Here is a 14,375-nt window from a genome sequence, read left to right as displayed (position 1 = left end):
AATCTAAAAATATATTAAATGGTTACAGACTATAAAAAAATTGACTTATTCGGTCAGACGTTAATTCAAAAAGTAAAATTAAAATCACCTTTTGAATTTCCTTTTCCAGTATCCGATAACGCTTGCTTTTTATTTTCTTTGGAAGGTGAGATACAATTTCATGCGGAAGAGGAACAAATTGTCGTGCCCGGCAACTACTCATTACTTCTAACCTGTGCCAATACGGGGAAGAAAGTCAGCAATTCCGCTACAAGTACTCAAAATGAACTGGTAGTTATAAGTTTCCACCCGGAAACGCTGAAGAAAATTTACCAAAAGGAATTCCCTTTATTGCTTCAAAAACCAATAAACAATGTATCGAATCAAACCACCGAAAAAATCAATAATGACTTTTTGATAAAAAAATATATTGAAGGTCTTTTGTTTTATTTCGAAAATCCGTCTTTAGTAAATGAAGAGATTTTAATTCTAAAATTAAAAGAGATTATTCTTTTATTGTCGCAGACGCAAAATGCAGCAACCATTCAGGTCATATTATCCCAGCTATTTTCGCCTGCTACTTATAGTTTTAAGCAAATTATAGAGGCAAATATATTTTTGCAGGTGGGTGTTGAAGATCTGGCACAGAAAACCAATCTCAGCGTTTCGTCTTTTAAAAGGGAGTTCACAAAACTTTACAATGACTCTCCGGCCAATTATATCAAAACTCAGCGACTTGAAAAGGCTGCCGAACTGCTTATAGTTTCAGACGAACGTATTACTGACATTGCATTTGATTGTGGTTTTAATGATCTCGCAAATTTCACCAAAAGTTTTCATGATAAATACAGCATTACACCAAGCAACTATCGTCTGAAATTAAAGTAAACAGCAGTCATTTACAATAATGCCCATCGAACAGATATTCAGTAATTATCTTTCTATGGGCATTTTTTTTGTGTAAAGTTTTTTGATGGACATGCTTTAATTTTTTGGTTCTTGTTTGGCCTAAATTGTCAAATAGTTGAGCTAATACACAAAACCCTTTCCTTTTTTGTAGCGCAACTTTGCAGGGTCAATAATGACATAACTAATAGTATCAAAAAATGAAAAGTTTAAAAAAAGTATTGGCAACAGCCCTGTTTGCCATCGTGTTTACAACAGGAGCGTACGCTCAAAATTCAGCTAAAATAATAGCAGTCGTAAAAACGGCAAGTTGGTGCAGTGTATGTAAGGCCAATGAAACGAGAGCAATGGAAGCGCTTAAAGAAAACAATAAAGACGGGGCTTACCAATTTGTAATTAACAATGTTACCAGTCCTGAAACTGCAAAACCATCGGTAGCTGAAATTGAAAAACTGGGACTTACCAAAATGATGGAACCTTACATGGCAACAGGCGTGGTTTATTTATTTGATGCTAAAACCAAAAAACCTATCAATCAATTGGTGATGTCACTTTCAAGTGAAGATCTTGGCAGAGCAATGGATCATTTTAAGAAAGGATAGTACTTTTTGCTTTCAGGCAATTTTAAGGTGGCTCAGCAATAACCTGGGCTGCCTTTTTTTTAACATCAAAATTTTAAAAATATGTCTACACTAAAAAAAGTAATTCCTGTTACAATACTTCTTGTATGTCTGTCCGTATTCCATTGCTTTGGGCAAATACAGGAAAACCCGGTAAAATGGAAAATAAATATTGAAAGGGGAAGCACGGATACGCTATTGGTCAGCCTAAAAGCAACCATAAAGAAAGGCTGGCATATTAACAGCCAATTTAAGGCCATTCACGACGGACCTTTACCAACTGTTTTTGATTTTGGAAAATCAGATCAGTATATACTGGCAGGAAAAGTACTAGAGCCAAAGCCACTTAGCCGTACAGCAAAAGAATACAATAACCAAAAGCTGTATTATTTTGAAAATGAAGCGACTTTTGTTCAGAAAATAGTACCTAAGACAAATGACAGTATTACTATAAATGCCGCCATAACTTATATGTCCTGCAGCAGTACAATGTGCCTGCCGCCTGATACTGAAGAAATAACATTAAAATACAAACCGGAACCTGTAGCGGTACGTATACCTTATACAGCACCTGCAGCAGAAAGTAATTTATTCTGGGTTTTCTTAGGTGGGTTATTGGGTGGTTTCTTAGCACTTCTCACTCCATGTGTATTTTCCATGATACCGCTTACCGTTAGCTATTTTACTAAAAACGGCGGAGTGAAGAAAGCGATACTATACGCCGCATCTATTGTTGTTATATATGTTACACTAGGTCTGACTATTACTTTGACATTAGGCCCGGATGCTCTTAATGCCCTCGCCAGCAATGGTATTGTGAACCTTGTTTTCTTTTTAATATTTGTTGTTTTTGCCATTTCATTTTTAGGTGCATTTGAAATAACACTGCCCAATAAATGGCTTGACAAATCAGATAAGATGACCGATAAGGGCGGACTGATTGGAATATTCTTTATGGCTTTTACTTTAGCCCTCGTCTCATTTTCCTGTACAGGTCCTATTATCGGGAGTCTTTTGGTAGAAGCGGCAATTGGAGGCAGCATAACCGGTCCTGCCATCGGAATGTTTGGATTTGCTTTGGCATTGTCTATCCCATTCATGCTCTTTGCTGCTTTTCCGAGTATGCTGAAAAAATTGCCGAAGTCCGGCAGCTGGCTTGGTCAGGTAAAAGTAATATTGGGGTTTTTGGAGTTAGCCCTGGCGCTCAAATTTTTATCTACTTTCGATCTGGTGTACAAACTTGGATTTTTAAAAAGAGAGACTTTTATAGCAATCTGGATTGTTATCTTTTCAATGTTTGGGCTGTACATGCTTGGTAAGCTAAAATTGGATGAATACGAAACAAAAGCAAAAGTTTCAATAAGCGGACTGCTATCATCTATTGTGATTTTTAGTTTCGTGGTCTATCTGATACCAGGCCTATGGGGAGCCCCTTTAAAGCTTGTCAGCGGATTTTTACCACCCTCTTTTTATAAAGAATGGAACCAGAATACAGGAAACGCTAACGCAAGAGTGACCAATGATGTAACAGAAAAACATGCTCAGCAATGTCCTCAAAATCTAAACTGTTTTCATGATTACCAGAAAGGGCTGGCATATGCTAAAAAAGTCCACAAGCCCATAATACTTGATTTTACGGGCTGGAGCTGTGTCAATTGCCGCAAGATGGAGGACAATGTATGGAGCGATCCGGTAGTTTGGGAAAAATTAAATAACAACTATGTATTGATTTCGCTTTATGTAGATGATACAAGCCTGCTGCCTGAAAATGAACAAATAATTTCTCCCACAACAGGCAAAAAAATAAAAACAGCCGGTAATAAATGGAGTGATTTTCAAACGGCCAAATTCAAAACAAATTCACAGCCTTATTATGTGTTGATGGATACTAATGAAAATGCGCTTACCAAACCTGTAGCCTACGAACCTGATACAAAAACCTATGTCGATTTTTTACAAAAAGGAATTGAAAATTTTAAAATACCGCATTGAACTAAATTGCCAAATAGTTGGTCTGATTCATAAAAGCTTTTCCTTTTTTGTATTGCAAATTTGTCTTGTCAATAGAGTGGTCAGACATTCTCGTAATCAATTCAGTTTATATGAAAAATTTAAAAATCAGTTCGTGCATAATTACATTTAGTTTTCTAATGGTTTCCGTTTTTTATGCCAGCGCACAGGGAAAACCTTTAGGAAAACCGGAAATAGTCTTTAGCACTAAAGACTTCAAACAAGTGCTGGCAACAGCGAAAGCAAAACACAAAAAGATATTTGTCGATGCTTATGCAAAATGGTGCGCTCCCTGTAAAGAACTTCAAAAAACGACATTCAAGGATGTTAAAGCAGCTGCCTATTTCAATAAAAATTTCATAAACGTAAGCATAGACGTTGAAAAAGGTAACGGAATTAAACTGGCTAAAACGTGGAAAATTGAAGGGCTGCCAACGCTCCTTATTCTCGATGAAAATGGCGGCGTGATCGCAAATCATGTGGGATATGTGGATGGAAGCGGATTACTTGAATTTGCTCAGGAAGCATCTGGTAAATTATAAAAACCACCCAGGTTAGCAGTACCGCCGATGTGTGATACTGCCAGAACTTGAAAATTCAAAAAGGTTTTAAAAAACAAACTTAAATCATAATCAACTACAATGAAAAATATCATTTTTTGCTATATGTTCCTCATACTGGCGGGCTACAGTTATGCCCAAAATCAGAAAAGCGATCATGGACATGAAAACAATCCATACTATTCTACAACTGACACTAAAAAATTAAATGTTTCAAATGAGGAATGGAAAAAAGTGTTACCCATTGATCTCTACCTGGTAGCAAGAGAACAAAATACTGAAAAACCATTTACAGGAAAATACTGGAAGAGCAGTACAAAAGGAAAATATTATTGTGCAGCCTGCGGAAATTTGCTTTTCAAATCAGACGCCAAGTTTGCCAGCAGTTGCGGCTGGCCTAGCTTTTATGAGCCACTAACAAAAAATAGTGTAAGGTACAGGAAGGACAACTCAGTCGGAATGGTTCGTACCGAAGTGCTCTGCGGAAGATGCGACGCACATCTGGGGCATATTTTCGATGATGGTCCAGCTCCAACTTATAAAAGGTTCTGCATGAATTCTATTTGTCTTGATTTTGAACAGGACATAACATCTTCTGGGAAATAATAAATTCTAAAATAATAAATTATGAAAATAAAAAGTATCCTGCTATTTTTAATAGTATGTTCTTATAGCAGCCAGGCACAGAACATGATCAGTTCGGCTTCAATACATCCCACGGCAGACACTACAACTGCCGGCAAAAAAGAGTTTGCTATCCGGTACCCAAGTTTAAGGCAATTTAATGTCGCAGTAAATAGTTATGGTTACAGCGATTTTACATCGAAACTTGAGGATAAGAATTTTACCAGCGGAAAAATAAAAACCGACAGGATAAGTGCATTTTACAATACACCATCTCTTAAGTGGAAAAGCAATTCGTTATCTGCTACGATCAATTATACGTATACTTCTACAGAACTAAAAGACGTTATCAATGGATTGCCAGATCAGCAACTCATGGTTTTAACATCCAACAAAAGCACGATTGATGTTGCTGTAAATTACTCGAGGTCGGATAGTATATTCAGTCACCCGGTTATTTATTCATTGGTTGCCAGAGGTATTTCGGACAATCTGAACAGTATTCGTCGTTTTAATTTTAACGGAAGTTTTAGTTTACCGCTAAAAAGAACAGCTACCACCTTCTTCTCCGTTGGTCTGTTAGTGCTAATTGACCCTTCTTCCCCGATACCTGTTGAACCTATTATAAATTACTATCATAAATTTGTTTCATCAGGACTCGAATTAATCGTGGATATTCCGACGGGTATTAATTTGAAAAAACAGGTTGCTAAAAATGCATGGGTCATGATTGGATCCAATCAGAGTTCATATAGTATTTTTTACGACAAGAATAATAATTATTTAGATGGTAAAATAAGTTACAATACCATTGAATTAAAAAGTGGTCCGGCCTTTGAATACCTGTTTGCCAAAAATATTATGTTAAGCATAGGAGGAGGGCTAAACAGCTTTTTCTCTTCCAGGATTTTTAACGAGGGAGAGAAGTATAATAATGCTTCCATAATAGCGGACAATAAAACGGTTCCCTATGTGAACTTCAATCTATCGTTACTGTCTTTCTAAAATAAAGATGAAGGCCGCTTTTCATTTGCCTTTGCACAGAATCAGATAAAACCTTGTCCCTTAAGTCAGTTAACCTGATGTTACTCTTGTGGGAGTATTAAATTTTCTAACACTTCACGATGTGTTTCGCCCCATTGTGCGGTAAGAGCAATAACGGGTATTAGTGTTTCGCCTAAAGGTGTTAGTTCATATTCCACCTTCAGGGGAATTTCGTTAAAATCAATTTTAGAGAGAATACCATGATCAATGAGTTGTTTTAGCTGTGTATCCAAAACTCTCCTGCTGGCTTTAGGAATTTTCCTTTGTAATTCTCCGGGTCTTTTAATCCCTGAATAAATACTCCAGATCAAAGCAAGTTTCCATTTTCCGTTTATCACTTCCAGAAATAAATTTAATCCGCAATCAAGGGAAACAGGTAATTTTTTTGTGTAAGTCATAAGATAATTTTCTAAAGTAAAAGTAGTAAAAATAAAAATCTGATATAGGTGAATTTAGCCGTAATTGTGTGGCTTCGCCTTTCTGCCTAATTTTGCTTACTAAAAATAAAAGTTATGAAAAACAAGTTATTTGGAAAGAAAACAGGCTTATATGCAAGTGAGTTAATTTTAGGAGCTGCTATGTTGGGAAATCGAAAAGGATATGGATCGACTGCCGAAGAAGCGAAGGATATTCTAACAGCTTACGCAGATGCCGGAGGAAATTTCATTGACATCTCTGACCGTTACCAGCTGGGTGAGTCCGAAGAAATTGTGGGTAAGTTTCTGGAGCATCAGCGCAGTAATTTTATTATCTGTACTAAATATACACAAAGCAATGAAAATAATCCGGCAATAAGCAACTACGGCAATCATCGGAAAGCAATGAGACAGGCCGTAGAATCAAGTCTGAAACGACTAAAAACAGATTATATAGACATTTATATGCCACATTTTGATGATGGTGTTACACCCATTGACGAAATTGTACGTGGTTTGGAGGATCTGGTAAATGCGGGAAAAGTTCTTTATACAGGTTTAACAAATTTTCCTGCATGGAAAGCCGCGGCAATTGCAAGAAGTACCAATTTAAGTGCCATTCAGATTGAATATAATCTGCTACAACGGACGGCGGACAGGGAATTCATACCTATGGCTTCAGAATTTGGTTTAGGGACAATGATGTATTCCCCATTAGCCGGTGGACTATTGACAGGAAAATACCGTCAGGGAGAATCCGGACGTTTAAGCCCAGCCTCAAACCCGGAATACAATGAAAATGATTCTGCAAAAAAAATCATAGATCAGCTTTTCATAATTGCTGAAGAAATTGGCGCTACGCCGGGTCAGGCAGCTTTTGCATGGATTTTATCTAGGGATGCTTTTCCAATAGTCGGTGCTCGTACTGCATCTCACCTAAAGGATGCTTTAGAAGCAGTATCTGTCCACCTTACAGCAGAGCAAATTCTACTTTTAGATCAGATCAGTGAGGTATCTTTAGGCTATCCGCACGAATTGCTTCAACAAGTCCGGGGCTGATGAATGGCTGATGACTAAAGCTGAATGCAAAAACACCTGCACGAAGTACAGGTGTTTTTTAGTAAAATGAAAATAATAATAGTAGTAAGAGCCTGCAGCTCTTTAGTTATTCTGCCGCTACAACATTTACAGTATTTAAAGCCACATCATTTAGGATGCAGTCTGCTTCTTTTTCTTCTGCAAGTGTTTGCGTTAATAATTTTGCAGCATCATTTTCGCCCAGTGCTTTTGCAAAAGCCACTAAAGTACCATAAGTTGCAATTTCATAATGTTCGATTTTTTGCGAGGCCGAGATAATTCCAGCATCTCTCACAGCTCCCGGAGTTGTTTCCAGTACAATGCTGTCGCCTTCTTTTAATAGTCCGGCCATGGCTTCGCATTTTTTTCCTTCGGCTTTTTCTCCCAGTAAATCAAAAACTTTTTCAAGTCTTGCTACTTGATTTTCAGTTATCGAAAGGTGTTCTAATATCGCACTGGAAAGACCTGAAGCCGTAGCATTTGCCGACATTTTTGGCAATGCGCCGACAAGTGCGTTTTCTGCCCAGTAAATATCTTTAAGGCTGTCAATAAATAATTCTCTTAAATCCTGAGCGGCATCTGCTGCCGGCTCTACAAAATTATTTTTAGCGTTCTTTACAGCATTTACTTTGCTTTCAGTTGGTTTTTCTGCATTTTTCATATCTCTTTATTTTGAATGTTAATTGTATAGGTTTGTTTCACGTTCCCAAAAACGGTGTTGTGCCATAGCAGCAATAAAATCCAGTGCAAACGCTTCGGCAGCAATTTCTCCGGACAGTATAAGCCCGGCGTCATCGTTTGTTATTTTTGAAGCGAAAGGTGCTGCGCTTAATAAAGCTGTAGCTTCACCATCGGCACCAATTACTTTACAGTGTTTGTAAGCGTCATTTAAAAATTCCATTACATCGTCATTCTCAGCTAAAGCAGCAAGTCCTAAACCATGCGGAATGTAAACGGCATCAAATAATACGGAAGATGCAGTTAAGAAACTAAAATCAGCTGCCAGTGCTCCATCCTGATCAGTAAGAACTGATCCTAAATGAGGCGCAATAACCAAACCTTTTGCATCTTCTTTTAAAAGCGCCGATTTTATGTTTTGAACAGCTGCTTCAGAAACTCCGTCGGCACAAAGGATCGCAACTTTTCTGGAAGCGATTGTTGGCGAATTAGTTGGATTTTTAAGCATAGAAAGTGCATCAGAACTTTCAACGGATGATTCTACTGTTTTAGGTTCCTGATTTCCGTTTTCATTTTCAGGAGATACTCCGTGATTCACCGGTGTCTCTAAGATTGGTGGTACGGTAGCCCCAAGACCTGCGGCAACCTGCTCTGCCAGTTGCATGTCTACCTGAGATAAAAGCCCTAACATTCTGACTCTGATTGCAGTAGTTTCTACTTTTCCAAGTTCAAAACGCAATGCTTTTACGATATGGCTTTTTTCTACTTCTGTCTGGCTGTTGAAGAATAATTTGGCCTGACCAAAATGATCGGCAAAACTTTCGCTTCTTTCTCTTACTTTATGTGCATCCACACGTTCGTTGAAACTTGCAAATCCACCTTCGGCAATTTTAGCCTGATAAGGGCATCCTCCGCCCAATGAATTTGGATGATAGCTTACACGTCCTTTATTGATTTCCTGACGCATATGTCCGTCACGCTGGTTGTTATGAACCGGCGCAACACTTCTGTTAATCGGAATTTCATGAAAGTTCGGACTTCCTAATCTTGATAATTGAGTATCTGTGTATGAAAACAGTCTTCCTTGTAAAAGGGGATCATTCGAAAAATCGATTCCGGGAACAACATGTCCGGGGTGGAAAGCGATTTGTTCTGTTTCCGCAAAGAAATTATCCGGATTTCTATCCAAAACCATTCTTCCTACGATTGTAACCGGTACTAATTCTTCCGGAACGATTTTCGTTGGGTCAAGTAAATCGAATTCATATTTGTGTTCATCTTCAGCAGGAATGACCTGAACGCCTAATTCCCATTCAGGAAAATTCCCCATTTCGATCGCTTCCCATAAATCTTCTCTGTGAAAATCAGGGTTTTTACCCGAAATTTTCTGAGCTTCATCCCAGGCAACAGCGTGAGTTCCTAATTTAGGTTTCCAGTGAAATTTTACAAATGTAGATTCTTCAGCTTCATTAATTAATCTAAAGGTGTGAACTCCAAATCCTTCCATCATTCTGTAACTTCTTGGAATGGCACGGTCAGACATCACCCACATAATCATGTGCATGGATTCCGGCATTAATGAAATAAAATCCCAGAAAGTATCATGTGCAGAGGCAGCCTGCGGAATTTCGTTGTGAGGCTCCGGTTTTACGGCGTGAATTAAATCGGGAAATTTTGAAGCATCCTGAATAAAAAATACAGGAATGTTATTTCCAACAAAGTCATAAATACCTTCCTGGGTATAGAACTTTACAGAAAAACCTCTCACATCTCTCGCAAGATCAGTAGAACCACGAGAACCTGCAACGGTAGAAAACCTTGCAAATACCGGAGTTTTTAACCCTGCTTCTTTAAGGAATCCTGCTTTTGTTAATTCCGGAATTGGATTTGTAACTTCAAAGAACCCGTGTGCTCCTGAACCGCGTGCATGTACAATCCTTTCAGGAATACGTTCGTGGTCAAAATGTGTAATCTTTTCTCTTAAAATAAAATCCTCTAGTAGAGAAGGTCCTCTTTCGCCGGCTTTTAGCGAATTATTATCGTCATTAACGCGAACACCCTGATTGGTGGTCAGGAACTTGTTTGTTCCGTCAGATTTGTTTGTCGACAAATCACGCTGTTTTTCGTCTTGAAAATTTTTCATATAATTAATTTGCTTTGTTAGGTTTATTTTTTTGTTTTTTTAATTTTTAGTATCTTATAATCACATTATGAGCTATTTAAAAACAGGTGATTCTCTGCAAATTCAAAATTAATCGATAAGATTAACTTGTATTTATAAGATTATTCGTGAAGATTGTACAATTACCATTCTTAAAAAAAAAGAGTTGTGGATGACTTGAAGAGGAGTTCAAATCTTTATAATTACAATAGGGATCTCCTGGCTGAAACAAAAAAACAAAAGCGTATGGTAAGATTTGCTGTCCTGTATTTTGAGCATTATAAGGATTGGTAAAATGTAAGGATATAGTGTAAATGTATAAGGATCAAATTATTAAAATCTTTAAGTTTGAAAAGCTTAAAAATGAATTAGGAAAGTAAAAGTATTTTGAAGCGCGTGATTGCTGAAAACAAATTTTCAGGACGCAATGCTAAAGGAAAAATGGTGGATTTCCCTCATAATTATTGTAAATAAAATTTATTAATAAAATACAATTCAGACAATATGAAAAAATATAAAATAGGAATAATTGGCTATGGAGGTTTTGGTAAGTTTCTTCATCATTGGTGGGGTAAGCTTGAAAATGTGGAAGGTGTGGCAATTGCAGATTCCGGGAAGCACCATCAGGAAAATATCGAGAATGTTAAGGTATATCACGACTGGAATGACCTGATAAGCGATCCGGAAGTAGATATTGTGAGTATCGTGACGCCACCCAGCCTGCATGCTGAAATGGCCTGTGCAGCCATGCGGGCAGGAAAACATGTACTGCTTGAAAAGCCTGCAGCCATAAACGAAGCAGACGCCAGACAAATATTAGAAACACAAAAGGAAACTGGAATGATTATTACAGTTAACCATATGATACGCTACAATCCTATTATTAAAAATTTCATTCAATTCGAGCAAAGCGGTACACTTGGCAAGCTTAGACATGTGGTTGTAAATAATTATGCCCAGGATGCGGCGTTACCTGCAGACCACTGGTTTTGGAATGAAGAAATCTCCGGCGGAATCCTTATTGAACATGGAGTACATTTTTTTGATATTGTTAACGCACTAAGCGGCCAGAAATATACTGAAGTGTATGGACTTTCAAAGCGCCGTAATGAATCGCAGAGAGATCGAGTTTCGGCGATGGTGTTGTACAATGAAGGACTTATTGCCAATTACTATCATGCTTTTTCCGGTCCGGGCTTTTTTGAACAAACTACCATTAGCCTTGCCTATGATCTGGCCAGGATAGAAATAGAGGGCTGGATGCCTCTTAATGGAAAAGTAACTGCCATGGTAAATGAAGCAGTTAAAGAACAATTAAAGGATCTCCCTGGCTGGAAAATAACCCAGACTCAGGCACTTGATAATTTCAGGGATAATTCGAGACCAGAGGGCTGGGGTGCTTCAGATCCGTCGATAGCATCTCCGAAAGAATTGACGTACTGCGGTGGAATAGCTTATGATGTTAATGAAATGATATCAGGAACTTTTGAGCTTGCTGAAACTAAAGGCGAGGTATATGGTAAGTGTGTACAATCAATTCTTCTGGACATAATTGAGAAGATAGAAAACAAAGATCACAAATTAGCAATAACAATCGAGGATGGTTTTGAGGCATTGATGACTGCTATTTTATCTACAAAATAGATCGTTTCAATCTGAAGTTTTCATCGGAATATCAATGTTGATTCCCATGCCCAAATTAAAAGTTCCTGTCTATAGGTGTAATTTATATCTATTGAACCGCAGTTCAGCAAGTATCGGATTTTAGGACTGTAAACGCCAATATATATTTGTGTAATATTTATTAATTAAAAAATAGACATGAATACACTAAAAGACAAAGTAATCCTGATTACAGGAGCAAACAGGGGCATTGGAAAATCACTTGTGAAGGCAGCATTGGAAAAAGGCGCAGCAAAAATTTATGCTACTTCCAGAAATTTAAATACAATGCCGGATTTCGCGGACCAACGGGTAGTAACATTAAAGCTGGATATCACGAATAATTCACAGCTTTCGGAAGTTAGCGCAATTACGAAGGATGTTCAAATTCTGATCAACAATGCGGGATCACTTAATAATGGAACCATATTAGGAGGAGAAATTAGTGGATTGGAATATGACATGAGAACGAATTATTTGGGGACTATCAATATGATGCGGGCATTTAGTGCAATTTTAGAAAGTAACGCTCCCTCTAAAATTGTAAATATCGTATCAATCGTTGCTTATTCACCACTTCCCACAATTGCCGGGTATTCTGCATCGAAAGCAGCTCTTTTTTCCGCAACATTATCCGCACGTACAGAATTGGCAAAAAAAGGAATTACCGTTCATACTGTAAACCCCGGTGCAATTGATACTGATATGAATAAGGAGAGTGATTGGGAAATGCCGTCACCCGATGGTATTGCAAAAATAATATTGGATCAGGTTGAAAATGGTGAATTAGACATTGTTCCGGACCTGATGGGAATTCAAATGTTCAATGCATGGAAAGAGGAGCCTTCAAAATTGGCAGGGATATTTCACGATATCTACCACGGAGAATAGATCTGTTCCTTTCCTTAAAAAAAACCCGGAATAGCTGTGACCTGAAGCATTTTCCCGATTGATATTTTGAAAGATTGCATGCTAAATATTGTAAGTGTTAATTGTTGGTTTTAAGTAGCTTTGATGTTCATATCCAATTGCGTAGTATTGTTGACGTTGTATTGTTGACCAGAAAGATAAAGCAATTTTTGGATTTTTTTTCAACAAATTTTTAATTCAAAAGGCAGTATCTATGGAAACAAATCAATCCCATACAACAAAGCTTACTATTAATGGATCAGTTTATAATTTAGCACTTTTGCCATGGGTTTCCTTGCTGGATGTGCTTCGCGAAGAAATTCATCTCACCGGAACTAAAAAGGGTTGCGATCACGGGCAATGCGGTGCGTGTACCGTAATAGCAGATGGCAAAAGAATTTTAAGCTGCCTTACGCTTGGTGTTATGAAAGACGGTTCAGAAATCACCACCATTGAAGGAGTAGCAGATGGTGAAAATCTTCATCCCATTCAAAAAGCTTTTATAGAATGTGACGCTTTCCAGTGTGGATATTGTACGCCCGGGCAAATTTGCAGCGCCATCGGAATGCTAAAAGAAGGCAAAGCAAATACAAGGGAAGAAGTTCAGGAATTAATGAGCGGAAACCTGTGCCGATGTGGTGCTAACAAGGGAATAATTGATGCGATTATGGAAGTAAAGAAAGGAGTTTACCATGAATAATTTTTCGTACGCAAAAGCCTCTACTGTAGATCAGGCCATCTCTCATATCGATGGCGATATCCGGAACAAAATAGTTGCCGGAGGTACCAACATAAACGATCTTCTGAGATATTTTATAACCAAAGCCGATAAACTTGTCGATATCAATTCGATTACTGAAAACAATTCCATAATTCGTCTTGACAATGGAGGGATTCGTCTTGGCGCTTTACATACCAATGCAGACACGGCTTACGATCCTATTATAGAAGAGCGTTACCCTTTATTGTCCAAAGCAATACTTGCAGGCGCTTCGGCACAAATTAGAAATATGGCAACCAATGGCGGTAATCTGATGCAGCGGACAAGGTGTTATTATTTTTACGATATCAATACGCCCTGCAACAAACGTGATCCCGGTTCAGGCTGTTCAGCTATTTCAGGTTATAATAGGATTCACGCTATTTTGGGGCAAAGCGAAAATTGCATTGCTGTCTTTCCTTCTGATATGTGCGTGGCTTTGGCAGCTTTAAATGCCACGGTAAATATTAGCAGCCCGGAAGGAGAAAGGGTTTTGGCTTTCGCTGAATTTCACCGGCTTCCCGCAGATACTCCGAATATTGATAATAACCTTAAACATGGCGAAGTAATAACCAGTATAGACCTTCCTGCACAGGGATTTGAAAAAAACTATTCTTATCTAAAACTTAGGGACCGGAGTTCTTATTCCTTTGCACTGGTATCGGTCGCTACTGGCTTTGAAATTGAAAATAATGTAATAAAAGAAGCCAGAATTGCTTTGGGCGGAGTGGCACACAAACCATGGCGTATTTTAGAAGCGGAAGATTTTCTGAAAGATAAACAACCCACCCGTGAAAATTTTTCAGCCGTTGCCGATCTTATCTTAAGGGGGGCAAAAGGATACGAACATAATATGTTTAAAATCGACCTGGCAAAAAGAGCGATTATACGCAATTGTTTTATGGCTTTAAATCCAGAATCACAACGTCCGGGTGCAAAACCATCTCTGTAAATCCCCCTCCATTTAAA

At 38.1% G+C, this 14,375-nt stretch carries 14 protein-coding genes; 11 read left to right on the top strand and 3 right to left on the bottom strand.

Going from position 1 to position 14,375, the window contains the following annotated elements; all coding sequences use genetic code 11:
* Positions 1-18 precede the first annotated feature (18 nt).
* The 6 genes from D0817_RS02130 to D0817_RS02105 all read left to right on the top strand — a co-directional run bounded on the left by D0817_RS02130 (position 19) and on the right by D0817_RS02105 (position 5,704).
* On the top strand, positions 19-867 hold the full coding sequence (locus D0817_RS02130) for a helix-turn-helix domain-containing protein (RefSeq protein WP_127336733.1): 849 nt from the start codon (positions 19-21) through the stop codon (positions 865-867).
* A 218-nt stretch (positions 868-1,085) separates the two neighbouring features.
* Entirely contained in the window at positions 1,086-1,487 is a 402-nt protein-coding gene (locus D0817_RS02125; protein WP_127336732.1) for a hypothetical protein, read from the top strand.
* 81 nt (positions 1,488-1,568) lie between these two features.
* Positions 1,569-3,497 (top strand): protein-disulfide reductase DsbD family protein, encoded by a 1,929-nt coding sequence (locus D0817_RS02120; RefSeq protein WP_127336731.1) that lies wholly within the window; start codon positions 1,569-1,571, stop codon positions 3,495-3,497.
* A gap of 110 nt (positions 3,498-3,607) precedes the next feature.
* Positions 3,608-4,057 carry a thioredoxin family protein gene (locus D0817_RS02115; RefSeq protein ID WP_127336730.1) on the top strand — a complete coding sequence of 150 codons (450 nt, stop codon included), beginning with the start codon at positions 3,608-3,610 and terminating at the stop codon, positions 4,055-4,057.
* Between the two features lie 99 nt (positions 4,058-4,156).
* Positions 4,157-4,681 carry a peptide-methionine (R)-S-oxide reductase MsrB gene (msrB, locus tag D0817_RS02110; RefSeq protein WP_127336729.1) on the top strand — a complete coding sequence of 175 codons (525 nt, stop codon included), beginning with the start codon at positions 4,157-4,159 and terminating at the stop codon, positions 4,679-4,681.
* Between the two features lie 21 nt (positions 4,682-4,702).
* On the top strand, positions 4,703-5,704 hold the full coding sequence (locus tag D0817_RS02105; RefSeq protein ID WP_127336728.1) for a hypothetical protein: 1,002 nt from the start codon (positions 4,703-4,705) through the stop codon (positions 5,702-5,704).
* 80 nt (positions 5,705-5,784) lie between these two features.
* On the opposite strand, the gene D0817_RS02100 is transcribed toward D0817_RS02105, so the two are convergent.
* Positions 5,785-6,141: a winged helix-turn-helix transcriptional regulator gene (locus tag D0817_RS02100; RefSeq protein ID WP_127336727.1), complete on the bottom strand. Its 357-nt coding sequence runs from the start codon at positions 6,139-6,141 to the stop codon at positions 5,785-5,787.
* A 114-nt stretch (positions 6,142-6,255) separates the two neighbouring features.
* On the opposite strand from D0817_RS02100, the gene D0817_RS02095 reads away from it, so the two are divergent.
* The gene (locus tag D0817_RS02095) at positions 6,256-7,218 is read left to right on the top strand and encodes an aldo/keto reductase (protein WP_127336726.1); all 963 of its coding nucleotides are present in this window, start codon (positions 6,256-6,258) and stop codon (positions 7,216-7,218) included.
* Between the two features lie 106 nt (positions 7,219-7,324).
* On the opposite strand, the gene D0817_RS02090 is transcribed toward D0817_RS02095, so the two are convergent.
* Positions 7,325-7,897: a YciE/YciF ferroxidase family protein gene (locus D0817_RS02090; RefSeq protein ID WP_127336725.1), complete on the bottom strand. Its 573-nt coding sequence runs from the start codon at positions 7,895-7,897 to the stop codon at positions 7,325-7,327.
* A gap of 18 nt (positions 7,898-7,915) precedes the next feature.
* Positions 7,916-10,057, bottom strand: a complete 2,142-nt coding sequence (locus D0817_RS02085) for a catalase (RefSeq protein ID WP_127336724.1) — start codon at positions 10,055-10,057, stop codon at positions 7,916-7,918.
* Between the two features lie 522 nt (positions 10,058-10,579).
* Here D0817_RS02085 and D0817_RS02080 point away from each other — a divergent pair.
* The 4 genes from D0817_RS02080 to D0817_RS02065 all read left to right on the top strand — a co-directional run bounded on the left by D0817_RS02080 (position 10,580) and on the right by D0817_RS02065 (position 14,358).
* Complete coding sequence (locus D0817_RS02080; RefSeq protein WP_127336723.1) at positions 10,580-11,719, top strand: Gfo/Idh/MocA family protein; 1,140 nt, start codon at positions 10,580-10,582, stop codon at positions 11,717-11,719.
* Positions 11,720-11,896: 177 nt separating this feature from the next.
* Positions 11,897-12,628 carry an SDR family NAD(P)-dependent oxidoreductase gene (locus D0817_RS02075; protein ID WP_127336722.1) on the top strand — a complete coding sequence of 244 codons (732 nt, stop codon included), beginning with the start codon at positions 11,897-11,899 and terminating at the stop codon, positions 12,626-12,628.
* 232 nt (positions 12,629-12,860) lie between these two features.
* The gene (locus D0817_RS02070) at positions 12,861-13,346 is read left to right on the top strand and encodes a (2Fe-2S)-binding protein (protein ID WP_127336721.1); all 486 of its coding nucleotides are present in this window, start codon (positions 12,861-12,863) and stop codon (positions 13,344-13,346) included.
* A complete protein-coding gene (locus tag D0817_RS02065) occupies positions 13,339-14,358 on the top strand; it encodes an FAD binding domain-containing protein (protein ID WP_127336720.1) in 1,020 nt (339 codons plus the stop codon). The genes D0817_RS02070 and D0817_RS02065 overlap by 8 nt, the downstream gene beginning before the upstream one ends.
* Positions 14,359-14,375: the final 17 nt, after the last annotated feature.

This window comes from Flavobacterium cupreum, assembly GCF_003996965.1.
In the GTDB taxonomy this organism is placed as follows: domain Bacteria; phylum Bacteroidota; class Bacteroidia; order Flavobacteriales; family Flavobacteriaceae; genus Flavobacterium; species Flavobacterium cupreum.
The sequence above is the reverse complement of the archived record's forward strand: the minus strand, read 5'-3'. Positions and strand labels throughout refer to the sequence as shown.